The sequence below is a fragment of the Tritonibacter mobilis genome (genome assembly GCF_001681715.1).
Lineage (GTDB): Bacteria > Pseudomonadota > Alphaproteobacteria > Rhodobacterales > Rhodobacteraceae > Epibacterium > Epibacterium mobile.
In genome coordinates this window covers 60,358-83,521 of record NZ_LNWY01000013.1, presented here as the reverse complement: position 1 = coordinate 83,521, position 23,164 = coordinate 60,358, and the positions used below count along the sequence as shown (strand labels likewise).

Genomic DNA, 23,164 nt, shown 5'->3' with positions numbered 1-23,164 from the left:
ATATCGGCGGCCTTCCACAGTCCGGCGGCGGTCTTGATCACCTCCACCCCGGCCTCGGCATAGGCCGCATCGGTAAACCCCGCAGCCTCACCCGCACCAGACTCAATACAGCACTCAAACCCCAGCTTCTGAAGATCAAGCGCCGACAACGGCGTCATCGCTACTCGCGACTCGCCCTCGGCTATCTCTTTTGGTGTGCCTATTTTCACCAGTCGTCCCCCTGTCTGCATCGATCAAACTGATCGCATGCGCACGTTTCGCAAACACATTGCATACATTGCGCAACAATCTTGCGCAAGTAATTTGCCGCGTTGCGGCAAGATTTTGAATTCACGCCCCTTATTTGACCTTTGGTCAGGTTGGGCCGTGACTGATCTGCCGAACACTTGCGCCCACAGCAGCAGATGTGACGCAGAATGAAAAGGACGCGATGGGCGATTCATCCCCTTTGCGACATTTCAACCTTCGATGACGCCAAATTCGCGCATGAGATTGTCAATCTGTCCACGAAGCCTGCGCGGATTGGCGACAAAGTGATGTCAGGAGGGCGATGTTGACCTGATTAGGCAGAAAGGGGCAGGGACACAGGGCGATGGTCCTGTGCCCAGGCGCGAACAGCCGCGCCAAAGGCCTCAAACAGCGGACGCGAGACAGGGTCCTGGCCTGCGCGATATTCGGGATGCCACTGCACCGCGAGCGAAAATCCGGGGGCATCTTTGACATAGAGCGCTTCGGGGGTTCCGTCTTCGGCCTCCCCGTCGATCACAATTCGCGCACCCGGTGCCTTTATGCCCTGACCGTGGAGCGTGTTCGTCATCACTTCGGGTGCACCGAGCAGTTGATGAAAAACCCCACCCTCGCTCAGTCGCACCGGATGGCGCAGGGCGAATTTCTCTTCGATGGTGCCATCTGGGGGCATGCGGTGGTTCATCCGGCCGGGCAGGTCGCGAATTTCCGGATAGAGCGTCCCACCCATGGCGACGTTCACTTCCTGAAAGCCGCGGCAAATGCCCAAGAACGGCTGCCCCCGTTCCACACAGGCACGCACCAAGGGCAGGGTGATCGCATCACGGGCGCGATCAAAATCGCCATGTGCTTCGGTCGCGTCTTCTCCGTATTCCTGAGGGTGCACATTGGGCCGACCACCGGTCAGCAAAAAACCGTCAAAGCTTTCTAGCAGTTCCTCGACAGAGACAAAGCGCGGATCGGTCGGGATCAGGAGCGGCAAACAGCCCGAGACATTGGCCACCGCGTCCGAGTTCATGGTGCCCCCCGCATGGGTCGGGTATTGGTCATTCATGAGGTAGGAATTGCCGATAATGCCGACTTTGGGGCGCACGTTTGATCTCCAGATTAATGTGTTCATCCTATCACACTAATGTGGCTTGTCTTTTGCGCGCAAGGGCGCCGGGCGGCGCATAGGCCTGTTCGCTGATGCACAGACCTGAGGTTTCAGCCCCGAGAGGCTGAAACCTGTTGTATAAAGATGGGCGATCAGCCCCGCGCCTTAAGTTCCAGACGGCGGGCGTGCAGGACCGGTTCGGTATAGCCAGACGGTTGCACGCGTCCTTTGAACACCAGATCGCAAGCCGCCTGAAACGCGATACCGTCAAAGCTCGGGGCCATCGGGCGATATGCAGGATCAGACGCGTTCTGATCATCCACAACCGCGGCCATCTTCTGCATCGCGGCCATTACCTGCTGTTCGGACACAACCCCGTGGTGCAGCCAGTTTGCCAGTGCCTGACTGGAAATCCGGCATGTCGCGCGATCCTCCATCAGGCCAACATCATTGATATCTGGCACTTTAGAACAGCCCACACCCTGATCGACCCAGCGCACTACATACCCAAGGATGCCTTGGGCGTTGTTTTCAATCTCGCGCGCGATGTCCTCGTCCGAGAGGTTCTCGCCCGCCATCACCGGGATCGTCAGCAGATCATCAAGCGTGCCACGCGCGCCGCCTGCCTTGAGTTCATCCTGACGGCCAAGAACATCGACTGTGTGGTAGTGGGTTGCATGTAAGGTTGCCGCAGTGGGCGAGGGCACCCAAGCACAGGTCGCACCGGATTTCGGGTGGCCGATTTTGGCCTCCAGCATGTCGCCCATACGGTCGGGAATGGCCCACATGCCCTTGCCGATCTGCGCGCGTCCTTTGAGACCGCAGGCCAGACCGATATCGACGTTGCGATCCTCATAAGACGCAATCCACGCGGTGGATTTCATCTCGCCCTTGGGCAGCATCGCCCCGGCTTCCATAGAGGTGTGGATTTCATCACCGGTGCGGTCAAGGAAGCCCGTATTGATAAAGGCAACGCGCGATTTCGCGGCACGGATGCATTCCTTGAGGTTGGCCGAGGTGCGGCGTTCTTCGTCCATGATACCGATTTTGACAGTGTTGCGCGGCAGTCCCAGCGCGTCTTCGACATGGTCAAAGATCTTCACGGCAAAGGCGACCTCCTCGGGGCCGTGCATCTTTGGCTTCACCACATAGACCGAGCCATGCAGCGAGTTGCCTCCGTCCGCCTGCAAATCATGCATCGCGATCAACACGGTGATCATCGCGTCCATCAGACCTTCGCCCGCCTCACGGCCTTCGCTGTCCAGAATGGCCGGGTTGGTCATCAGGTGGCCCACGTTACGCACCAACAACAGCGAACGCCCCTTGAGCGACGCCGCCTCACCTGCGGGCGTGGTATAAGATACATCGTCATTCAGGACGCGGGTAAAACTCTTGCCACCTTTGCTGACCTCCTCAGCGAGGTCGCGTTTCATCAGGCCGAGCCAGTTGGAATAGGCTGTGACCTTGTCTTCGGCATCGACGCAGGCAACCGAATCTTCGCAGTCCATAATCGTCGACAACGCGCTTTCCAGCGTGATGTCATTGATCGCTGCCGCATCGTCCTTGCCGATGTTGCCTGCCGCGTCGATCTCAAGGATCGCGTGCAGGCCGTTGTTTTGCAAAACAATCCGTGTGGGGGATGCGGCATCACCGACGTAGCCTGCAAATTGGTTGGCGTCCCGAAGTGCGGGAACCAATGCGCCGTCTTCCACCCGCAGGCCAGAGATGTCGGACCAAGAGCCGCTCGCAAGCGCGAAGGTCTCATTCAGGAAGCGGCGGCCCCATGCGATCACCCGCGCGCCGCGCGCCGCGTCATAGCCCTTGCCGCTTGGCAAATCCCCCATGGCGTCGGTGCCATAAAGCGCATCATAGAGGCTGCCCCAACGGGCATTCGCTGCGTTCAGCGCGAAACGTGCATTGGTGATCGGCACCACCAGTTGCGGCCCCGGTACATGCGCGATTTCGGGGTCAACATTTTCTGTCGCAATCTCAAAGTCCGGCCCCTCGGGCACCAGATAGCCAATTTCGGTCAGGAATTCCTTATAAGCCGCCGCGTCGTGGGGCTGACCGCGACGTTCCAAATGCCACGAGTCGATTTTGCCTTGGATTTCAGCACGTTTGATCAGCAATGCGCGGTTTTCATCGCCCATTTCATCAACCAGACCGGACAATCCAGCCCAAAAGGCATCCTTGCTGACACCGGTACCCGGCAGTGCCTGTTCTTCGACAAATGCCACCAGTTCGGAGGCCACCTGCAGTCCATTCCGTTCGATCCGGCTCATTGTACTCTCCTTCTGGCGGTGCACGATTGCATGCAGTTTGATACGGGATAAGTTTCCGATCAGCAACAAAACGAGCCCTCTGGAAATGCAAACGCATCTTATTGTTTTTCAAGAAAGTGCTGAGGATTTTCGTTGCTGTTTTGGATGGCACGCGCGGTGACGCGCTAAAAGTGCGGCACCAGCCCGGCAATCATCGCTGCGGGTTTATGCGTCACTTTGTATACCGTTGCATTCATCTAACGTCTTGATTAGAAATAATAACTTTACACTTGGGGAGGTGTTTGGCTACGGTCTGGAAACTCTTGTGGGAAGGTTCCTATGGCCGCGATAGAAGATCACCCCTTGCGCTATCAGCTTGCAAATGAGCTGCACGCGCGCCCGTTTCCAACCATCCCCGTGCCCGGCACGGTGGCCTATCTGGCAGTGAAACAACCAAGCGAAGCGGTGCATCGCGACCGGATGGCGGACCTGCAGCACCTGAAAGATCTGCTGGATCGCCACGGTGCACCACATCCGCAACCCGGAGCCACCCATCACACGGCGCAGCTTGGCCGCTACACGCTCAAATGGGAGCAGCACACGGAGTTTGTTTCCTACACGCTGCACGGCGACGGGATCAGCGACCGCGCCTTTGACCCGAAGGATTTCGAGCTGTTCCCGCCCGTTTGGCTGGAAAAAGCGCCGGGGCAGCGGATTACCTCGGCCTTGATCCGCGTTGTTGCGCGACCTGAACCCGAACAGATCAAAACATGCGTGCGCGATTGGTTTGTCCCCGAAAGCCTCGCCATGGCGACGGTGCTGGATGACAACGCGGTGGTTGCGGGGGATTTTCGGATCGACCCGGCAGGGCACATGCGGTTTGCATTGTTTGTGAATAAGGAAACCGGTCCGCAGCGGGTGGGACGGGTGGTGCAGCGCCTGTGCGAGATTGAGACCTACCGGGCAATGTCGATGCTGGGGTTTTCGCGCGCACGCGGGCTGACGCCCACCATCAGTGCCATGGATGCGTCGCTCTCGGAGATGATGCGAGAGATGACTCGCGGCCATGTTCCCGCCGATCAAACACTGAGCCAGCTTCTGACGATCTCTGCCGAACTGGAGGCCATGGCGGCGCAATCGGCCTTTCGCTTTGGCGCGACGGGGGCCTATGCGGCATTGGTCAATCAGCGGATTTCCCTGTTGCGAGAAGAGCGCTTTGTCGGGTTTCAGACCATGGCTGAGTTCATGCTGAGGCGGTTTGAACCCGCCATGCGCACGGTGGAATCCACGGAGAAGCGGCTTGATGTGCTGGCAGACCGGGCGCGCCGGGCAGGGGAGTTGCTGCGAACCCGTGTCGATGTTGAGCGCTCGGCGCAGAATCAGGCCCTGCTCGAGAGCATGGACCGTCGTGCGGATCTGCAATTGCAGTTGCAGCACACAGTTGAGGGGCTTTCGGTGGTGGCGATCAGCTATTACGCGGTGTCGCTCGCGGCCTATGCGCTCTACCCGCTCGGCAAGGCCTTGGATCTCAGCAAAGGAATGCTGACCGCGATCCTGACGCCGCTGGTGATCGGCGCGGTGTTTCTAGCGGTGCGGCGCATTCGAAAGAGCCTGCATTAAAAAACGGATGTCCGCCCCTCGCAGGTTGAAATCAAAAAGGCCGCCTCATCGGGCGGCCTTTTCGATTGTTAATAGTGCCTCAGCGGCCCCGAATGCGTGGGTCCAATGCATCGCGCAGGCCATCGCCGAGATAGTTCACCGACAGAACCGTCAGCGAGATCAGGATGCCGGGCCAGAGCACACGCTCGGGGAACAGGGTCATCCGGTCCACCGCATCATTCAGCAAACGCCCCCACGTCGGGAAATCTGGCGGGAAGCCAAAACCGAGGAAGGAGAGCGCCGACTCGGTGATGATCGCGGTGGCGATCCCGAGCGTTGCGGACACCATAATTGGCGACAGCACGTTGGGCAGGATGTGGCGCGAGATGATGCTGCCGGGCTTGGTGCCGATGGAACGGGCCGCCAGAACGAACTCCCGTTCCTTGATGGCCAGTACATCGCCGCGCACAATCCGTGCGGTCGGCATCCATGAGGTGATCCCGATCAGGCAGACGATCAACACGAAGATGCCGCCTTCCGGCCCGATGGATTTAGAGAGGCTCTCCCGAAACAGCACCGCAGCCACAAGGATCATCGGCAACAGGGGCAGGGCGAGGAACAGGTCAGTCATCCGCATCAGGAGACCGTCGAGCTTTTTGAAGTAGCCCGCCAGCACCCCGATCAGGCTGCCAAGGATCAGCGCAAGGATCATCGCTGCCATACCCACCGCAAGCGACACCCGGCCACCGAACATCAGGCGCGCAAGCATGTCACGGCCCAAATTGTCAGTGCCCAAGGGATAGGCCCAGTCCATCTTAGCTGAGGGGTCCCACAGCGCATGATAGATCGGACGCATATCCCGCAGGGTGATGAAATCACGGCCCGTGGGCACGAATTTCGCATCGTTCCAATAGATGAACGGGCCGACCACAACGCCGAGCACGATGAACATAAACAGGCAGCCACCAAACAGCGCGCCCCGGTGAGATTTGAACTGCACCCAAATCTCGCGCCATTGGCTGCGCGCTGGTTTGGAGAGTTCGTCCTGCACGCTGGAATGCTGCAGGGTCTTGTCTTTTGCAGCGTCAGTCATAGCGGATCCTCGGGTCGAGAATGCCATAGAGCACATCGGCGATCAGGTTGAACAGCACGATGAGCACGGCAAAGATGAAGGTAAGCGTCTGCACCATGGGCAGGTCATTGGCCTGAATGGCGCCGATCAGCAACTGGCCGATGCCGTTCACCTTGAACACCTGCTCGGTGATGATGGCGCCGCCAAAGATCGACGGAATACCCAGTGCGATCACGGTCACAACCGGGATCATGGAGTTGCGCAGCACATGCACCATGACGACGGTGTACTCGCCCAAGCCCTTGGCACGCGCGGTGCGCACGTAGTCTTGATTGAGGTTGTCGAGCATGGACGCCCGCATAAAGCGGCTGAGCTGTGCGGTGATCTGAAGTGCGAGCACCATCACCGGCATCACCATCTGCTGGAGCTGCTTCACGAAGGTCTCCCAACTGGTGACCTCCAGCGTGGTGTCATAGATCGACGGGAACCAGCCAAGCTGGACCGAGAAGATCACAATCACCAGAACACCAGAGAAGAATGGCGGCACCGAAAAGCCCACCATCGACACAAAGGTGCCGAGCTGGTCGAACCAGCTGTACTGGCGATAGGCAGAGTAGATGCCGATCGGCAGCGCAATCAGGATCGCAACGATGTAGGCGGTGCCCACGACCGAGAGGGTCTGCGGCAGGCGCTGCACCACGATATCCATCACGGGCGAGCGGGTCTGCCAGGAAATGACGCGCAGATCACCTGCGGAAAAAGATGTGCCGAAGATATGGTCAACCAGAACCTGTGGTTCGATCCAGAAGAACTGCACGATCCATTTCCAGAACCGGATATGGACAGGCTCGCCAAGGCCGAGGGCCAGGCGCATCTTCTCTTTCACTTCGGGGGGGACGGTCAGGGGAACCTGTGCCATGGGATCGCCGGGGGCGAGTTCCAGCAGCAGGAAAATCACGAGACTGATAAACAGCAGGGTTGGCACTGCTATGATCAGCCGTCGGATGGTAAAAGTCAGCATCAGCCGGGCGCCTTTGCAAATGGGTTGTCGACAGGTCCGCGTTTGCCTTGCCCTTGCGGGGCGGGGTTTCGCGCGATGCAGGGTCTCTTAAGCTAAGTCCGATGTAACAACAATGCCGGACCGCGCAGAGAATGGTAACGCGAATATCAGCGGGCCCCGGCATGAGAACCGGGGCCCTTCTGGTCGCGGACGAACGCTTATTCGGTGCGGTACCAGTCAGCTGCGTTCCACAGCTCGCTGTCCCACACGTTGAGGTCGACACCACCCAGCGTGTTGGACACACCAGACAGACGGCCACGGTGAACAATCGGGATCATGCCACCTTTTTCAAACACGATGGTGTTGAGTTTCTGACCGATTTCGATGCGCTTTGCAGCGTCGGCGGTTTGGCTCAGCTCTTCGTGCAGCGCGTCATACTCTTCATCGCAGAAGCGGGAGATGTTCTCACCCTGCCACTGGGACGCCGGAGTCGGTGCTTTGTCGCACAGACCGTTGCCGAAGTAGGACTGCGGGTCGGTGCCGTTGAAGGTGTTGGCGTACATTTCAACGTCAGCATAGAACTTCTGGAAGGTGTCCGGGGAGCCGGGATCGCCACCAAAGAAGACAGAACCGTTGATGTTACGCAGTTCGGTTTCAACACCGATCTCGCTCCACCACTGTTTGATCAGCGCTTGGAAATCCTGACGCACCGCGTTGGTGGAGGTCTGGAACAGGATCTCGAGCGGAACACCGTCTTTTTCACGGATGCCGTCGCCATCGGTGTCGACGATGCCAGCCTGATCCAGCAGGGCATTCGCGCCTGCGATGTCTTGGACGTTACAACCTTCGGGGTTGATCGCAAATGCTTCCGGTGCCGGAACCCAAGAGCAAGACGGGCGGCCCGCTTTGCCATAGCCGATTTCGACCAGCAGTTCGCGGTCAATCGCCATGGACAGCGCTTTGTAGACCGCCGGGTCAGACAGGAACGGATGGGGACGGATCACCGAACGCTCTTCCGGGCTCAGGTCCGCAGAAGGGTTGGTGTTGTTGAGCATGATACGCTCGAGCAGCGGACCAAAGCCTGCAACGGCCTTGCCTTTGCCGCCAGCTTCCATCTGCGCGATGACATCGGGTGCCAGCTGCAGGTTCCATGCGTAGTCAAACTCGCCGGTTTCCATCACCGCACGGCCCGCTGCGGTCGCGTCGCCGCCACCTTTCAGCAGAACTTTTGCGAAAGCGGGTTTTGCCGGGTCGCGGTAGTTCGGGTTTGCCGACAGGGTAATCACGTCGTTGGGCTTGAACTCATCCACAACAAACGGGCCGGTGCCGATCGGGTTGAAGTTCGCTTCGGTACACTCAGGTGCTTTGGCACCGAGGCACTCGCCGAACTGTGCGGCCTGAATGATCGGGCTCTCACCACCAACGAAGGGACCGTAAGGGTAGGGGGTCGCCTTGTCGAAGGTCACCACGACGGTATTCTCGTCGGGTGTTTCAACACCGGTCACGCCTTCAAATTTGGTGACCTGCGCACAACCGCCCTCGGGGTGGGTGCAATACTCGTAAGTGAACTTGACGTCTGCCGAGGTCAGATCGGTGCCGTCGGACCATTTGATGCCCGGCTTCAGCTTCCATGTGATCTGGGTCAGGTCTTCGCTGACGCCGCCGTTGCTGACGGTCGGGATTTCCTCAACCAGCCACGGAACCATCTCGCCAGAGGCATTGAAACGCGCCAGCGGCTCGATCACGAGCGAGGCTGCTTCCACGTCCTTGGTGCCGCCGGACAGAAACGGGGTCATGATGGACGGGGCTTGCCAATAAATAATGTTGACCTGACCGTCCGAGCCACGCTCGGCAAAGGCCGCAGGTGCGACGGCGGCAGTTGCCACAGCACCCAGCAGAAGGGTTTTCAAAGTCATTACACTCTCCTTGTCGGAACCGACATAGTGTTATCGTTGTTAAAGGCTGCACATTGGTTGAGGCGTGCAACCCGCGACCGCATGAAGACGGTCAAGGTATTGCGTCCACCGCGGACGTATGGATGTCAGGAAACCCCGCAGATAGATTCTACGGATGATAGGGTCCGTTTTGCCGGACCTGTTTTCTTAACCCCCTGTCGCCTTTGGCGTTCACTGCGGATATCGAACACAGAGTTTTGATGAAATGCAAGACCTGGCCGACATGAAAGCCGGTCGGGGGTTTGACGGTCAGGGCTGCATAGGCTTAGATCGCGCCCAAATAGGCACCGCCAAGGTGCGTTAAAACAGACAGGATACGCGAATGCTGGACCAGCCCATTGCACAAATCAAAGGCCTTCGGGTCGAATTCGAAACCAAGGACGGCCCAGTGGTCGGTGTTGAGAATGTTTCGTTTGACGTCACGGCTGGTGAAACTTTGTGCATCGTAGGGGAGTCCGGATCGGGCAAATCTGTCTCGTCCCTCTCTCTTATGCGTCTTGTTGAATATGGCGGCGGCACCATCGCAGCGGGCGAATTGATGTTCGATCCGGGCGATGACAAGCCCATCGACCTTGCCAAATCCGAAACCGATTTGATGAAGCAGATTCGCGGAAATCAGATCGGAATGATTTTTCAGGAACCGATGACGGCGCTCAATCCGGTGTTCACTGTGGGCCGCCAATTGACCGAAGGTCTGCGAATCCACAAGGGCATGACCAAGAAAGAGGCAGAGGCGCGCGCCATCGAGATTCTGCGCGAGGTCCGCATCCCCGAGGCCGAGCGGCGGATGAAACAATACCCGCATGAACTCTCTGGCGGCATGCGCCAGCGTGTGGTGATCGCAATGGCCATGGCCTGCGAGCCGCGTCTGTTGATTGCGGATGAGCCCACAACCGCGCTCGATGTGACCATCCAGGCCGAAATTCTTGCACTGATGGATCGTCTGAAGCGCGAAACCGGTACTGCGGTGATGTTCATCACCCACGATATGGCGGTGGTGGCGCAGATGGCCGACCGCGTGGTGGTCATGTATCGCGGCAATAAGGTCGAAGAAGGCACCGTCCACGAGATCTTTGAGAACCCGCAGCACGACTATACTAAGGCGCTCTTGGCGGCGGTTCCAAAGCTCGGTGAGATGCGCGGTAAGGATTACCCCGAGCCCATGAAGCTGATGGGCGTCGAGCAGGCCGAGATTAAGCCGATCAAAGGCACCGATGAGGTGCTGTTGAATGTAGAAAACCTCGTCACCCGTTTCCCGGTCAAGGGCGGCATTTTGCGCCGCACAGTGGCGCAGGTGCATGCGGTCGAAGATGTGTCCTTTAAGGTGTTCAAAGGTCAGACCCTCAGCCTCGTGGGCGAATCGGGCTGTGGTAAATCCACCTGCGGTCGATCCATCCTGCGCTTGGTGGAGCCTACCTCCGGCAAGGTCGAGTTTGAGGGCCGCGACGTTCTCGGCTTCAGCCAAAAAGAACTGCACAAGGCGCGCCTTGATATGCAGATGATCTTTCAGGATCCCTTTGCTTCGCTCAATCCGCAGATGCAGCTGATGGATCAGGTCGCAGAGCCGATGAAGAACTACAACATCGCCTCTGGCTCTGAAATTCAGGACCGGGTTGCCGCGCTCTTTGACCGGGTGCATCTGCCGCGCAGCTTCATGCGCCGCTTCCCACATGAAATGTCCGGCGGTCAGCGTCAGCGCATCGCAATTGCCCGCGCCCTTGCACTGAACCCGAAACTGATCGTCGCGGATGAAGCCGTCTCGGCGCTGGATGTGTCGGTGCAGGCGCAGGTTCTGAACCTGATGATGGAATTGCAGGCCGATCTGGAGCTGTCCTTTCTGTTCATCAGCCACGATATGGCGGTGGTCGAGCGCGTCAGCCATCAGGTGGGCGTGATGTATCTGGGCCGCCTCGTGGAAATCGGCCCACGTGCACGAGTGTTTGAAAACCCGGCGCACCCTTATACGCAAGCACTGATGAAGGCGGTTCCCATTGCCGATCCGAACCAGCGCAAGAGCGAGAAGGATTTGAACTTCAAACCGATCCCATCGCCGATCCACGGCATGAGCTATCAGGCCGAGCCGTCGCAATACATGGAAGTGGAGCCCGGCCATTTTGTGCTGACCACCGACTCCGGCTACTGATCATGACCAATAGACTATCCCCGCTGGAGATCATGACGCGTCTGGTCTCCTTTCCAACTGTGAGCCATGACACCAATCTGCCCCTCGTTGAATGGGTGGCCGAGTATCTCAGCTCTCACGGGATTGAGCACTACATCTGGATCGATCCCGAACAGCCTGAAAAGGCGGGGCTTTACGCACATGTCGGCCCCAAGGTCGACGGCGGCGTGGTCTTGTCTGGGCATACCGATGTGGTGCCCGTTGAGGGGCAGGACTGGAGCTCTGACCCTTATGTGGTGGTGGAACGCGACGGCAAATATTTTGGCCGTGGCTGCGCGGACATGAAAGGCTTTGACGCCTTGGCGCTCTGGGCACTGGTTGAGGGTCACTATGCGGACCTTCAACGCCCGCTTCAGCTGGCTTATACCTTTGACGAGGAAATCGGCTGCACCGGCGCGCCGCCCCTGATTGAAGAGATGCAGAAACACCTGCCCAAGGCAGAATCTGTGATCGTGGGTGAGCCGTCGATGCTGAAGGCCGTAACCGGTCACAAAGGGGCCTTTGCCATGGCCACCCATGTGCGCGGCTTTGAGGTGCATAGCTCTTTGATGCATCAAGGCGTGAGCGCGGTGATGGAGGCGGCGCGGATCATCGACTGGGCCAACCATCGCAACACCGAGAACCGCGCCAAGCCGCAAACCGAGTTGGCCGCGATGTTCACACCGCCTTGGACCACGGTGCATGTGGGCAAGGTGTCTGGCGGCACTGCGCATAACATCACGGCAGGGGACTGTCATTTCTGGATGGATTTCCGCGTTGTGCCGGGCGAAAGCCTTGATGATTGGCAAGTCGCCTACGAGCAGGAGATCGCCCGTGTCGAGGCACAGATGCAGGCCGTCAATCCCGAGGCAGGCATCAGCATAGATAAAGCCTTTAGCGTGCCGGGATTGGTGCCCGAAACCGACGGTGCCGCTGAAACATTGGTGCGGGCACTCACCGGTGACAACGCGCGCCATGTGGTGAGCTATGGCACCGAGGCCGGTCACTATCAGGTCGCGGGCTATTCTGCCGTGGTCTGCGGCCCCGGCGACATTGCCCAAGCGCATCAGGCGGATGAGTTCATCACCGTCGCGCAGTTTGAGGCAGGCACCCAGTTCATGCGCGATCTGATCAAGCGTCTTGCGGCTTGATGAAACCAAACGCCCCGACCTGCCGCGCCCCTTAGTGGCGGTGTGGGTCAGGGCGGACCGCCCCCAATCGGGTGCTCAGCGGCGCTGGGTGCTGTCATATGTGCCGGGGCATGGCACCTGTTGGTTCAATTGTGCAACAACCCTTGCCTTCCGATCCGCCTTGCGGCACTCATTTCGCTAACACGTTAAGGAGAGAGCCCATGCCCGTCCGGAATCGCTTTGCCGAGTTGTTGCCCGAAATCACCGCGTGGCGTCATGATTTCCATGAACACCCCGAGTTGATGTATGACGTGCACCGCACCGCCGGGCTGGTGCAGGAACGCCTGACCGCCTTTGGCTGTGACGAGGTGGTGCCGGGGATCGGCAAGACCGGCGTTGTCGGCGTCATCAAGGGCAAGAGCACCGCGTCCGGCAAGGTGATCGCCCTGCGCGCCGACATGGACGCGCTGCCGATCCATGAGGAAACCGGTCTGGAGTATGCCTCTAAGACGCCGGGCAAGATGCATGCCTGCGGCCACGACGGCCACACCGCGATCCTGCTGGGGGCTGCGAAATACCTCACTGAGACGCGCAATTTCGACGGCACCGTGGTGCTATTGTTCCAGCCCGCCGAAGAAGGCGGGGCAGGGGGCAAGGCCATGGTAGATGATGGCGTGATGGACCGCTGGGGCGTGCAAGAAGTCTACGGTCTGCACAATATGCCGGGCCTGCCGGTTGGCCACATCGCCACCCGCGTCGGTGGCCTCTTGGCCTCCTCGGATGAATTTGAAATCGAAGTCACCGGCAAGGGCGGCCATGCTGCCGCGCCGCATGATGCCATCGACACCACGCTGGTGGCGTCGCAGATCGTGGTCTCGCTGCACTCTATCGTGTCGCGCACCGTGAACCCGATCCACCGTGTCGTGCTGACAGTCGGCACTTTTGAAACCGACAGCACCGCCTCTAATGTGATCGCCCATCGTGCCAAGCTGAAGGGCACCGTGCGCACGCTGGACACGGAAAACCGTAAGCTGGCCGAGGACCGCGTGCGCCGCGTCGCCGAAGATACGGCATCGGCCTTTGGTGCCACTGCCAAGGTCACATGGACGCCCGGCTATCCGGTGACAGAAAACACCGCCGATGAGGTTGCTCATGCGGTGGAGGCCGCGCGTGCCGTCACTGACAGCGTGGACCCTGAAACACCGCCCATCATGCCGTCCGAGGACTTCGCCTATATGCTTGAAGCCCGCCCCGGCGCCTATATCTTCCTCGGGAATGGCGACACCGCGATGTGCCATCACCCGGCTTATCAGTTCGACGACAGCGCCATCCCGCTTGGTTGTAGCTGGTTTGTAGAACTCTGCGAACGCCGGATGCCTGCCAGCTGAGTTTTCAGGGGTCTGAGGTTCAGGCCCCGGGCAACCGCCTGCCGCGCGGGGTGCCCAATTTCGATAGACAAGGAGAAAGACCCATGCCCGTCAAAAACCGTTTTGCTGAACTTCAGGCAGAGATCACCGCGTGGCGACGCGATCTGCACGAAAACCCTGAAATCCTGTTTGAGACTCACCGCACCAGCGCGCTGGTCGAGGAAAAGCTCAAGGAATTCGGCTGCGACGAAGTGGTCTCGGGCATTGGCCGCACCGGCGTTGTAGGCGTGATCAAGGGCAAATCCGACACGGCTGGCAAGGTCATCGGGTTGCGCGCCGATATGGACGCGCTGCCGATCCACGAAGAAACCGGTCTGGAGTATGCCTCCAAGACCGCAAACGCCATGCACGCCTGCGGCCATGATGGCCACACTGCGATGCTGCTGGGCGCGGCGAAGTATCTCTCCGAGACCCGCAATTTCGACGGTACCGTTGTGGTGATCTTCCAACCCGCCGAAGAAGGCGGCGGCGGCGGCAAGGAAATGTGCGACGACGGCATGATGGACCGTTGGGGCATCCAAGAGGTCTACGGCATGCACAACTGGCCGGGCCGCCCGGTGGGCAGCTTTGCCATTCGTTCGGGCGCGTTTTTTGCCGCGACGGACCAGTTCGACATCACCTTCACCGGCAAGGGCGGTCACGCTGCAAAACCGCATGAGACCATCGATTCCACCGTGATGGCATCGCAGGCTGTGTTGGCGCTGCAAACCATCGCGGCCCGCAACGCTGACCCGGTGCATCAGATCGTGGTGTCCGTGACCTCCTTCGAGACCTCCTCCAAGGCATTCAACGTGATCCCAGAGCGCGTGCAGATCAAAGGCACCGTGCGCACCATGGCCCCCGAGATGCGTGACCTTGCGGAAAAGCGCATCAAAGAGATCTGCGCCGGTATCGCCTCCACCTTTGGCGGTGAGGCAGATGTGACCTACTACCGTGGCTATCCGGTGATGGTGAACCACGACGAGCAAACCGAATTTGCCGCCAAAGTGGCGCGTGATGTCTCTGGCCAGTGCGACGAGGCGCCGCTTGTCATGGGCGGCGAAGATTTCGCCTTCATGCTGGAAGAGCGCCCCGGTGCCTATATCCTCGTGGGCAATGGCGACACCGCCGCCGTGCACCACCCCAAGTATAACTTCACCGACGATGCAATCCCGGCTGGCTGTAGCTGGTGGGCCGAAATCGTCGAGCAGCGCATGCCTGCGGCTTGATCGCACGGTATCGCCAGACATAAGAAAGGGGGCCAAATTGGCCCCCTTTCGCATGGAAAACACCCTACCTTACGCAGACAACACACGTCCGCTCCATGACTGGGTAGGTTACTTGGTATAACTCTGGCCAACGATGGCACAGCGGTCAAAGCCGTCGGGCAGGCTTGCCTCACACTGGCTCAGCGCCGCAACGTCAGCAGCTTTCTGATCGCTAAAGCCCCAGGACTGACCGGTCGGCAGCACAGCTGCAGGCTCGGCACAGTCAATCGTCACACTGGCAGGATAGACTGGCACCGCGTAAGAGCCGTGACCGTCGATTTTCGCAGCCCAATCCACCATGGCCTCTTTGGCGCTGGTGCAGAGACCTGCGTCAACGCGCAGCATGCGCAGATCTTTGTCGACCATCGGGTTTGCTGATTGTGCAAAAGCCGGGGCGGACAGTGCAATTGCGGAGCCAAGGGTGATTACGGCGAGAGAAACCTTATTAAACATCGAAAACCTCCTGCATCATGACGGGCATGACTGCTGTTACGTCTGCATCGGCGCCGTGTCGCGCCGTCTGACCTAAAAACAACTCAAACACTCAAAGGTTCCGAGATTTTTATGCATCCGTCTCGGCGCATGGGGCATCGGTGATGGTAAGTGTTTGAAAAGTCGCAAGGTTACGGGGCTGCGATTTGATGCAATTTATTGGCTCATTTCGCGCTTCAAAAAACCAAAGGGCGCTGCATTGCCCCCTTTGGTCGGTGTGAAACCTCTATTGAGCGAAGCTTTGCCCAATAACCGCGCAGGTTTTGAAACCGCTCGGAAGATTGGCGGTACAGGCGGCGAGGGCAGCTGCGTCCGCCGATTGCTGATCCCCAAACCCCCAAGATTTCCCAATCGGCAGGGTTGCACCAGAGGCGCTGCAATCCACGGTCTGGCCAGCCGGATAGCGCGGAACTGCAAAAGATCCAAACCCGTCAATCTTACGCGCCCAAGACACCATTTGCTGTTTCGAAGAGGCGCAAATGCCTTTTGAGATCCGCAGGACTCGTGGGGTGTCGGATGACATCTTCATCGGATTGCCTGCAACAGCGGGGGCCGCGATACCCAGTGACAGTGTAGACAGGGCAGCGGCGAGGGCTACAGATTTGTACATATTAACCTCCAGACAAAAGAAGAATTCAAATTCTTCAATACTGTGAGTCGTTCTCATGTGTGAGGTGGACTCAGGACGTTAACGAGCATCTCTGTTTTTGCGGAGAAATATCGGGGAAAACCGCCCAAATCGCGTCATTTATTAACGTTTCGGCAAGATTTAGCTTGTCGCAACGGGGTTAAAGCACGGAGCGTTCAGAACCTATAATGTTGAATTTCCAAAATGAGGGGTGGCATTAAAACGGCTCCCCAGTCAAAGGGAGTAAATGGTCAAGTGTTCAGTAGCGCCCGATAGATAGCGATAATTGCGGCGGCTTCGCCTTCCAGACGAAAGGTCTGAGCCACATGCGCCCGCGCCGCAGCCGACATCTCCTGCAGACGGGTTTCATCCGACAGCAGTTCGATGATATCTGCGGTGATCTTGTCGAGGTCTTCGATGTCGCACAACGTCCCGGTTTCGCCGGGCACGACCAGTTCCTCAAAGGCGCCAACGCGGGTGGCCACCGCTGGCGCGCCGCAGGCCATCGCCTCAAGCGGGGTCAGGCCGAACCCTTCCCAGCGCTGCGGCGCCACATAGAGATCCAGCGCCTGAAAATGGCGCGGGACGTCTTCTACTGCCACCTCATCACGAAACAAGATGCGATCACTCAGTCCAGCGGCGGCGACCTCATCCTTCAAACCCTTGAGGAAGTCGGCATTATCAGGGGTTGCCCGCCCCATCATCAACCCGCGTACTTTTGGGTTGGCGTGGCAGGCTTCGATCATGGCTTTGACAAAAAGATCGTTGCCTTTCTGGTGGCGAATACGTCCAAAGCACCCCACCAAAAGCCCATCTTCGGGAAGATCCAAGGCCCGGCGCAGGGCCGCGCGGTTCTCAACCGGCTGGAACAATTCACAGTCGACGCCATGGCGAATTACCGTCGCTTCGCGCTCCAGATAGCTCGCGGATTTTGAGGACGTCGCTATAACCGCATCCATGCGCCGGATCAGCCAGCGGGTAAAACCGGTGTGGCGGCGCTGGGCAGCAGAGGTGAAAAGCAGCTTCAGCCGTTTGCCCAGCAGGTATTTGAGCGCCAGACCGGCGACCATCTCGTTGTTGCGCCGGGCATGCCAGACGCGCGCGCCAGATGGCCCCGATCTGGACATGGACCAAAGCGCGCTTGGCGTCACCTGAGGCACCTCCGCAGGCAAATCAGGAGCGGCAGCGCAGATCGCAATGTCGCGCGCTTGAATGGGCACCAGCCGGATCACAGTAGAGGTCACACCCGAATAGCGCTTTTTAAAGTTCGGAGCGATTACGTCGATCTGTTTGAGGTCGATCTGGCTCATGTGGTGCCCTCTATTTCTGCGGCAACAATTCGAGAAGCGCCGTCACGGTTTGATCCATCTGATCGGACTGGCGCGCAAGAAAGCCGCGCGCCCGGTCGCGCGCTGTGTCTAGGGTATGCGGCTCTGTCAGCCAAGCCCCGACCGCATGGGTAAGCGTCTCGGCGCTGGTCACTTCTTTCGCTGCGCCCACCTCGATCAGCTCGGCAAAGGATTCGGCAAAATTATAGCCACCGGGGCCGGTTAGCACCGCACCACCGGCCTGCATCACCTCAAACGGGTTGTGACCGCCAATCTCGCGCAGGGAGCCACCCAATAAGACCAGCGGACACAGGCTGTACCAGATGCCAACCTCGCCCAGCGTGTCGGCAAGATACACTTGTGTCGACGTGCGGGGCAGGGCGTCGCGACTGCGCCGGATCGAGGTCAGGCCCGCCTCGGCAATCATCGCCTCCAGCTGGTCGCCTCGGTTGGGATGGCGCGGGGCCAGCAGCAGCAGCAAATCAGGGTGATCCACCAGCAGCGCCTTATGCGCCGCCAGCACGGTTTCCTCCTCGCCCTCATGGGTGGAGGACGCCACCCAGACCGGGCGCGGGCCAATGGCGTTGCGGACCTCTGTCAGTGTGTTTTGATCCACCGGCAGCGGATCGGAGAGCGCCTTGAGGTTGCTGCCTTCCTTCAGACGGGCGGGATCGGCACCCATGGCCTTCAGGTTGACGGCGGTTTGAGCATTCTGCGTCAGCATCAGCGCGAACTGATCCAGCAGGAACCGCGCCGTGGCGTGGCGTTTGGTCCAACTGGCGACGGATTTCGGCGACAGGCGCGCATTCAGCAGCACCAGCGGCACGCCCGCCCCCCGTGCGCGCACCAGCATTTGCGGCCATAGCTCGCTCTCGACAAAAACGCCGAGGTCGGGTTTCCAATGGTTCAGAAACCGAGCCACAGCCGCGCCGGTATCCAGCGGCGGAAACTGATGGCGGGTGCGGGGTGGCAGCCGCTTGGCAATCAGATCGGCCGAGGTCGGCGTGCCGGAGGTAATCAGAAATTCCAGATCCGGCGCCGCCTCGCCAAGTCGGTGGATCAGCGTCAGCACCGACAGGCTCTCTCCGACGCTTGCGGCATGAAACCAGATCAGACGGCCCGCAGGGCGGGGCAGGGTGGCATAGCCCTGACGTTCGCGTACCCGCGCCTCTGGCACACCGTGCTGGCGCAGCTTACCTGCAACCTTGGACCACATCAGCGGCGCCAGCAGCGCAGAGGCACCGCGATAAAGATGATAGAGCAGAGTCGGGCGGACCTGCGATTGATCGCTCATATGTGGGGCCTTACCCGCCGGTGTGGCTCATGTGGCGCGGCATCTGGCCGTCCACGGTCTGGCGGGAGTAGTCAAAATCATGCCCCTTGGGCTTGAGGTTGATGGCGGCGCGAATGGCCTCTTCCAGCGGGGCCTCTGTGTCGGTGTGATCCCGCAGCGGCGCGCGCAGGTCGGCCATGTCTTCCTGACCAAGGCACATATACAGCTCACCAGTGCAGGTAAGGCGCACCCGGTTGCAGCTTTCGCAGAAATTATGGCTGAGCGGCGTGATAAAACCGATCTTCTGGCCGGTTTCCTCCAGCCGCACATAGCGGGCAGGACCACCAGTGCGCTCGGCCAGATCGGTGACTTGATAGCCGGCCTCGTAGGCTTTGCGCACATCCTTCAGCGACCAATATTGGCCCAACCGGCTTTCATTGCCGATATCGCCCATTGGCATCACTTCGATCCACGTCAGATCAATGCCACGCTCGGCGCACCATGCGGTCATCGAGAACAGTTCGTCCTCGTTAAAGCCTTTGAGCGCGACCGCGTTGATCTTGATCCTGAGCCCCGCAGCCTGTGCCGCATCAATGCCACGCAGAACCTGCGGCAAGCGACCCCAACGGGTGACATCCGCAAATTTCTTCTCATCCAGCGTATCAAGTGAGACATTGACCCGACGCACACCCGCATCAAACAGCGCTTGTGCGTGTTTTTCCAACTGCGAGCCGTTGGTGGTCAGGGTCAGCTCCTTGAGCGCGCCGCTGTCCAGATGGCGGGTCATCGACCGGAAAAAGGTCATAATATCGCGGCGCACCAAAGGCTCACCGCCGGTAATGCGCAGCTTCTCGACCCCGAGATGCACAAAGGTGGAGCACATGCGGTCCAGCTCTTCCAGCGTCAGAAGCTCTTTCTTCGGCAGGAAGGTCATGTTCTCGGACATGCAGTAGACGCAGCGAAAATCGCAACGGTCTGTGACCGAGACCCGCAGGTAGGTGATCGCGCGTGCGAAGGGATCAATAAGAGGTGCTGTCATAAAGACATAGGTAAGGCGGTAATTCGCTCAGGACAATAGGGGCTTGCATGGTGCAAGCGGCATTGTGACTGGCATCCGCGCTGCGGTGCCGCTAGGGTCGCGCCATGACTCGACGTGTGTTCAAATATTTGACCCTTGCCGCGCTCGCTGCCGGAGGGGTCTCCGCGTGCAACGCCCTTGGCGGTGTGCATCTGAGTTCTCAGGTTCTGCAGGGCTCCGGCTCTGGTGTGCGGATGGAGCCCTCAAGGCCGGTTTCCCCGGATGCGCCGCCTGCAGTTCAAACGCAGGAGCTTTCGTCCTCGGGTGGGACCACATGGTCCTCTCCGTCTGATCGCCAAGAGGTCAGCACCGCCGCGTTGGACACGCCCACCTCCCGTGAGGTCGCGCCTGTGACAACAACCACATCGCAGACCAGCGCACCCGCCCCTGTGGTGGCCTCCGCGCAGTCTTTTGTTGGCCAGAAAACCACCGTCGCAGGTCTGGGCGACCCCGGTCGTGATGGGTTGTGGATGGAAACACCGCTGGTCTCATCGCGCCGCAATGCGCGCCTGACCGCGCCGAACGGCAAATCAATCGTCGTGACGCTGGAGCCGATCTCAGGTGCCGCAGGGCAGGGCAGCCGCCTGTCGATTGACGGGATGCGGGCGCTGGGCTTGCCTTTGACGGAATTGGTCGAATTGAAAGTTGGCCCGGCTTAAACGCTGCGCCAACCCGAATTTACGCGTTTTATTTCAAGTATTTTACCGCTTCTTTGCGGGCGAAGGCTTTCATCTGATCGCTATGTTCCGCGAGAAACGCACGGGTGCGGTCTGCGTCATGTTTCGACAGATCCCGCAGCCACCACGCGATGGATTTCTGGATGAACCAGTCGCGATCTTGCACATAGGTTGCTGCCCAGCCAAGGATGCGCTCGCGCGTGGTTAGTTCCGCAGGTTTTGGATTGGACAGCTTGGCCCATGGCAGGGTGGAGACCAGCGCCGCACGGCGGCTCCACATATGGTCTGATGTTGTCCAGCCTTCGACCACATCCAGCCGCGCCGGATCGGCCTGCAAGCGCTTGGAAATGGCCGAGGCCGCGTGGTCGGCAATCGCCCAGCTGTCGAAATCGGGAACCCAGGTTTGCACAAGATCCCAGACCGCCGTATCCGGCTTGATCCGGGCCTGTGTCAGCAGCTTGGCCGCGAGAATGCGCGCTTCAAAGATGTCACTGGCCCACAGACCTGCGGCAAGATCCACGCGGGCCTCAAGGTCCAGCTGCCCGCGCCAGTCACGCGACAGCGTGTTGAGCACCTCATTGCCGACACCCAGAACCGTGCGGCTCTGTTTGTGATAGGCGATCATCTGCTCTGCGCGCCCCGGTTCAACCTGCGCCCGGAGCGCGTCCAGCGCCGCGTCCGGCGTCATTCTACCGTCACCGATTTGGCGAGGTTGCGCGGCTGGTCCACATCCGTACCTTTGGCAATCGCGGTGAAATAGGCGATCTGCTGCGCCGGAATGGCATAGAGGATCGGCGCCAGCGCATCGGGCACCTGCGGCATGGTGATGACCTCGGCAGTTCCGTCAGAGGCTTCGCGCGCGCCATCGGCATCCGTCACCAGCACCACGCGCCCGCCGCGTGCCATCACCTCCTGCATGTTGGAGATGGTCTTTTCAAACAGTGCATCACGCGGTGCCATCACGATCACCGGTACGCTGTCATCAATCAATGCGATGGGCCCGTGTTTCAACTCGCCCGAGGCATAGCCTTCGGCGTGGATATAGCTCAGCTCCTTGAGCTTCAGCGCGCCCTCCAGTGCCAGCGGATAGAGCTGACCGCGCCCAAGGAAGATAATATCACGCGCCCCCGCCAGATCGCGCGATGCCGCAGCGATCTGTGCTTCAGACGCCAGCGACTGATGGATCAGACCGGGCAGGGCGCGCAGGTCGGCGGGCATGCCTTCGGGCAGGGGCAGACCGCGATCCTGCGCCGCTTTGAGCGCCAGCATCAACAGCACCGTCAACTGGCAGGTGAAGGCTTTGGTCGAGGCCACGGAGATTTCCGGGCCTGCGTAGATCGGCAGCACCACATCGCTTTCCCGCGCGATGGAACTCTCAGACACATTTACCAGCCCGGCGATGACATCCACCTTGTCCACCATGTAGCGCAGCGCGGCCAGCGTGTCGGCGGTCTCGCCAGACTGCGAGACAAACAGCGCCAGCGTGCCGGGGCTGACGGGCGGTTCGCGGTAGCGAAACTCGGAGGCTACATCGACCTCGACCGGCAGGCGCGCGATGGTTTCCAGCCAGTATTTCGCCACCATACAGGCGTAATACGCCGTGCCGCAGGCGACCAGAGACAGGCGCTCGATCTTGCTGAAATCCAGCCCCTCGGGCATCTGGATCTCGCCGCTGTCGCTCAGATAGGCCTTCAGAGCTTTATCAACAGCAACCGGCTGTTCGGCGATTTCCTTGGCCATGAAGTGCTTGTGCCCGTCCTTGTCGACGCGGGCGTTTTCCAGCTTGATCTGGCGCATCTCGCGGTTGGCGAGATTGCCCTTGGCGTCCCAGATCTCAAGGCTCTGTCGGGTCAGGACGGCAAAATCGCCCTCTTCGAGATAGGTGATCTGATCCGTCAGCGGGGCCAGCGCAATCGCATCCGAACCCACATACATTTCACCCTCACCATGGCCCACGGCCAGCGGCGAGCCCTTGCGCGCGGCGACCATCAGATCCTCTTGACCGTCAAACAGGAAGGCCAGCGCAAAAGCGCCGTCCAGTCGCGCCACGGTTTTGCGCGCGGCCTCCGTCGCAGAGGTGCCGTCACGCATATAAAACTCGCAGAGCAGCGCCACGGTTTCGGTATCGGTCTCAGTGACAAAGCGGATGCCATGACCAGCAAGCTCGTCGCGCAAGTCCTTGAAATTCTCGATGATGCCGTTGTGAACCACCGCCACGCAGCCTGCCTGATGCGGATGCGCGTTGGACACGGTCGGTGCGCCGTGGGTGGCCCAGCGGGTGTGGCCGATGCCGGATTTCCCGGGCAGCGGATCATGCACCAATACATCCGAGAGGTTCACCAGCTTGCCCACGGCACGGCGACGGTCCAGATGGCCACCGTTCACGGTGGCGATGCCGGCGCTGTCGTAGCCGCGATATTCCAGTCGCTTCAGCGCCTCAACCAGAATGGGCGAAACCTCGTGAGTGCCGAGCACCCCAATAATACCACACATA

At 59.7% G+C, this 23,164-nt stretch carries 18 protein-coding genes and 1 pseudogene; 6 read left to right on the top strand and 13 right to left on the bottom strand.

Translation table 11 applies throughout. The features are described from left to right. The 3 genes and pseudogenes from UB90_RS22505 to UB90_RS13525 all read right to left on the bottom strand — a co-directional run. Positions 1–209 (bottom strand): annotated as a pseudogene (locus UB90_RS22505) (Re/Si-specific NAD(P)(+) transhydrogenase subunit alpha); the annotation flags it as partial. Between the two features lie 353 nt (positions 210–562). Further along, positions 563–1,366: a gamma-glutamyl-gamma-aminobutyrate hydrolase family protein gene (locus tag UB90_RS13530; RefSeq protein WP_204161389.1), complete on the bottom strand. Its 804-nt coding sequence runs from the start codon at positions 1,364–1,366 to the stop codon at positions 563–565. Between the two features lie 128 nt (positions 1,367–1,494). Next, positions 1,495–3,624, bottom strand: coding sequence for a malate synthase G (locus UB90_RS13525; protein ID WP_065326928.1), 2,130 nt, complete (start codon positions 3,622–3,624; stop codon positions 1,495–1,497). Between the two features lie 318 nt (positions 3,625–3,942). Between UB90_RS13525 and UB90_RS13520 the strand changes: the two genes are divergently transcribed. After that, positions 3,943–5,223, top strand: coding sequence for a DUF3422 family protein (locus UB90_RS13520; protein ID WP_065326929.1), 1,281 nt, complete (start codon positions 3,943–3,945; stop codon positions 5,221–5,223). Positions 5,224–5,302: 79 nt separating this feature from the next. On the opposite strand, the gene UB90_RS13515 is transcribed toward UB90_RS13520, so the two are convergent. From UB90_RS13515 to UB90_RS13505, 3 genes are all read right to left on the bottom strand, one after another. Further along, positions 5,303–6,295, bottom strand: coding sequence for an ABC transporter permease (locus tag UB90_RS13515; protein WP_009178742.1), 993 nt, complete (start codon positions 6,293–6,295; stop codon positions 5,303–5,305). Then, positions 6,288–7,295: an ABC transporter permease gene (locus UB90_RS13510; protein WP_009179315.1), complete on the bottom strand. Its 1,008-nt coding sequence runs from the start codon at positions 7,293–7,295 to the stop codon at positions 6,288–6,290. Before UB90_RS13510 ends, UB90_RS13515 begins: the two co-directional genes overlap by 8 nt. A 197-nt stretch (positions 7,296–7,492) precedes the next feature. After that, positions 7,493–9,190 carry a peptide ABC transporter substrate-binding protein gene (locus UB90_RS13505; RefSeq protein ID WP_009179052.1) on the bottom strand — a complete coding sequence of 566 codons (1,698 nt, stop codon included), beginning with the start codon at positions 9,188–9,190 and terminating at the stop codon, positions 7,493–7,495. 361 nt (positions 9,191–9,551) lie between these two features. On the opposite strand from UB90_RS13505, the gene UB90_RS13500 reads away from it, so the two are divergent. From UB90_RS13500 to UB90_RS13485, 4 genes are all read left to right on the top strand, one after another. Then, positions 9,552–11,372, top strand: coding sequence for an ABC transporter ATP-binding protein (locus UB90_RS13500; protein ID WP_040641351.1), 1,821 nt, complete (start codon positions 9,552–9,554; stop codon positions 11,370–11,372). A 2-nt stretch (positions 11,373–11,374) separates the two neighbouring features. Further along, a complete protein-coding gene (gene argE / locus UB90_RS13495) occupies positions 11,375–12,541 on the top strand; it encodes an acetylornithine deacetylase (protein WP_065326930.1) in 1,167 nt (388 codons plus the stop codon). A 200-nt stretch (positions 12,542–12,741) separates the two neighbouring features. Then, entirely contained in the window at positions 12,742–13,908 is a 1,167-nt protein-coding gene (locus tag UB90_RS13490) for a M20 aminoacylase family protein (protein ID WP_009179285.1), read from the top strand. An 83-nt stretch (positions 13,909–13,991) separates the two neighbouring features. Further along, on the top strand, positions 13,992–15,155 hold the full coding sequence (locus UB90_RS13485; RefSeq protein ID WP_065326931.1) for a M20 aminoacylase family protein: 1,164 nt from the start codon (positions 13,992–13,994) through the stop codon (positions 15,153–15,155). Between the two features lie 108 nt (positions 15,156–15,263). On the opposite strand, the gene UB90_RS13480 is transcribed toward UB90_RS13485, so the two are convergent. From UB90_RS13480 to moaA, 5 genes are all read right to left on the bottom strand, one after another. Then, the gene (locus UB90_RS13480) at positions 15,264–15,647 is read right to left on the bottom strand and encodes a hypothetical protein (protein ID WP_005610609.1); all 384 of its coding nucleotides are present in this window, start codon (positions 15,645–15,647) and stop codon (positions 15,264–15,266) included. A gap of 265 nt (positions 15,648–15,912) precedes the next feature. Further along, a complete protein-coding gene (locus UB90_RS13475) occupies positions 15,913–16,296 on the bottom strand; it encodes a hypothetical protein (RefSeq protein ID WP_065326932.1) in 384 nt (127 codons plus the stop codon). Positions 16,297–16,565: 269 nt separating this feature from the next. Further along, positions 16,566–17,624, bottom strand: coding sequence for a glycosyltransferase family 4 protein (locus UB90_RS13470; protein ID WP_065326933.1), 1,059 nt, complete (start codon positions 17,622–17,624; stop codon positions 16,566–16,568). 10 nt (positions 17,625–17,634) lie between these two features. Next, on the bottom strand, positions 17,635–18,936 hold the full coding sequence (locus UB90_RS13465; protein WP_065326934.1) for a 3-deoxy-D-manno-octulosonic acid transferase: 1,302 nt from the start codon (positions 18,934–18,936) through the stop codon (positions 17,635–17,637). Between the two features lie 10 nt (positions 18,937–18,946). Then, the gene (gene moaA / locus UB90_RS13460; protein WP_065326935.1) at positions 18,947–19,954 is read right to left on the bottom strand and encodes a GTP 3',8-cyclase MoaA; all 1,008 of its coding nucleotides are present in this window, start codon (positions 19,952–19,954) and stop codon (positions 18,947–18,949) included. A 104-nt stretch (positions 19,955–20,058) separates the two neighbouring features. Between moaA and UB90_RS13455 the strand changes: the two genes are divergently transcribed. Further along, positions 20,059–20,652 (top strand): hypothetical protein, encoded by a 594-nt coding sequence (locus UB90_RS13455; RefSeq protein ID WP_227512123.1) that lies wholly within the window; start codon positions 20,059–20,061, stop codon positions 20,650–20,652. Positions 20,653–20,680: 28 nt separating this feature from the next. On the opposite strand, the gene UB90_RS13450 is transcribed toward UB90_RS13455, so the two are convergent. Together UB90_RS13450 and glmS are read right to left on the bottom strand one after the other, a co-directional pair. Continuing rightward, positions 20,681–21,358, bottom strand: a complete 678-nt coding sequence (locus UB90_RS13450; protein ID WP_065326937.1) for a DNA alkylation repair protein — start codon at positions 21,356–21,358, stop codon at positions 20,681–20,683. Further along, a complete protein-coding gene (gene glmS / locus UB90_RS13445) occupies positions 21,355–23,163 on the bottom strand; it encodes a glutamine--fructose-6-phosphate transaminase (isomerizing) (protein ID WP_065326938.1) in 1,809 nt (602 codons plus the stop codon). Before glmS ends, UB90_RS13450 begins: the two co-directional genes overlap by 4 nt. Between the last annotated feature and the right edge of the window lies 1 nt (position 23,164).

Excerpts from the sequence above, each read along its gene's own strand:
- UB90_RS13525 (WP_065326928.1), bottom strand. The coding sequence starts at position 3,624 with ATGAGCCGGATCGAACGGAATGGACTGCAGGTGGCCTCCGAACTGGTG.
- UB90_RS13470 (WP_065326933.1), bottom strand. The coding sequence starts at position 17,624 with ATGAGCCAGATCGACCTCAAACAGATCGACGTAATCGCTCCGAACTTT.
- glmS (WP_065326938.1), bottom strand. The coding sequence starts at position 23,163 with ATGTGTGGTATTATTGGGGTGCTCGGCACTCACGAGGTTTCGCCCATT.
- UB90_RS13450 (WP_065326937.1), bottom strand. The coding sequence starts at position 21,358 with ATGACGCCGGACGCGGCGCTGGACGCGCTCCGGGCGCAGGTTGAACCG.
- UB90_RS13510 (WP_009179315.1), bottom strand. The coding sequence starts at position 7,295 with ATGCTGACTTTTACCATCCGACGGCTGATCATAGCAGTGCCAACCCTG.
- argE (WP_065326930.1), top strand. The coding sequence starts at position 11,375 with ATGACCAATAGACTATCCCCGCTGGAGATCATGACGCGTCTGGTCTCC.
- UB90_RS13530 (WP_204161389.1), bottom strand. The coding sequence starts at position 1,366 with ATGAACACATTAATCTGGAGATCAAACGTGCGCCCCAAAGTCGGCATT.
- UB90_RS13465 (WP_065326934.1), bottom strand. The coding sequence starts at position 18,936 with ATGAGCGATCAATCGCAGGTCCGCCCGACTCTGCTCTATCATCTTTAT.
- UB90_RS13515 (WP_009178742.1), bottom strand. The coding sequence starts at position 6,295 with ATGACTGACGCTGCAAAAGACAAGACCCTGCAGCATTCCAGCGTGCAG.
- UB90_RS13505 (WP_009179052.1), bottom strand. The coding sequence starts at position 9,190 with ATGACTTTGAAAACCCTTCTGCTGGGTGCTGTGGCAACTGCCGCCGTC.
- moaA (WP_065326935.1), bottom strand. The coding sequence starts at position 19,954 with ATGACAGCACCTCTTATTGATCCCTTCGCACGCGCGATCACCTACCTG.
- UB90_RS13455 (WP_227512123.1), top strand. The coding sequence starts at position 20,059 with ATGACTCGACGTGTGTTCAAATATTTGACCCTTGCCGCGCTCGCTGCC.
- UB90_RS13485 (WP_065326931.1), top strand. The coding sequence starts at position 13,992 with ATGCCCGTCAAAAACCGTTTTGCTGAACTTCAGGCAGAGATCACCGCG.
- UB90_RS13490 (WP_009179285.1), top strand. The coding sequence starts at position 12,742 with ATGCCCGTCCGGAATCGCTTTGCCGAGTTGTTGCCCGAAATCACCGCG.
- UB90_RS13475 (WP_065326932.1), bottom strand. The coding sequence starts at position 16,296 with ATGTACAAATCTGTAGCCCTCGCCGCTGCCCTGTCTACACTGTCACTG.
- UB90_RS13480 (WP_005610609.1), bottom strand. The coding sequence starts at position 15,647 with ATGTTTAATAAGGTTTCTCTCGCCGTAATCACCCTTGGCTCCGCAATT.
- UB90_RS13520 (WP_065326929.1), top strand. The coding sequence starts at position 3,943 with ATGGCCGCGATAGAAGATCACCCCTTGCGCTATCAGCTTGCAAATGAG.
- UB90_RS13500 (WP_040641351.1), top strand. The coding sequence starts at position 9,552 with ATGCTGGACCAGCCCATTGCACAAATCAAAGGCCTTCGGGTCGAATTC.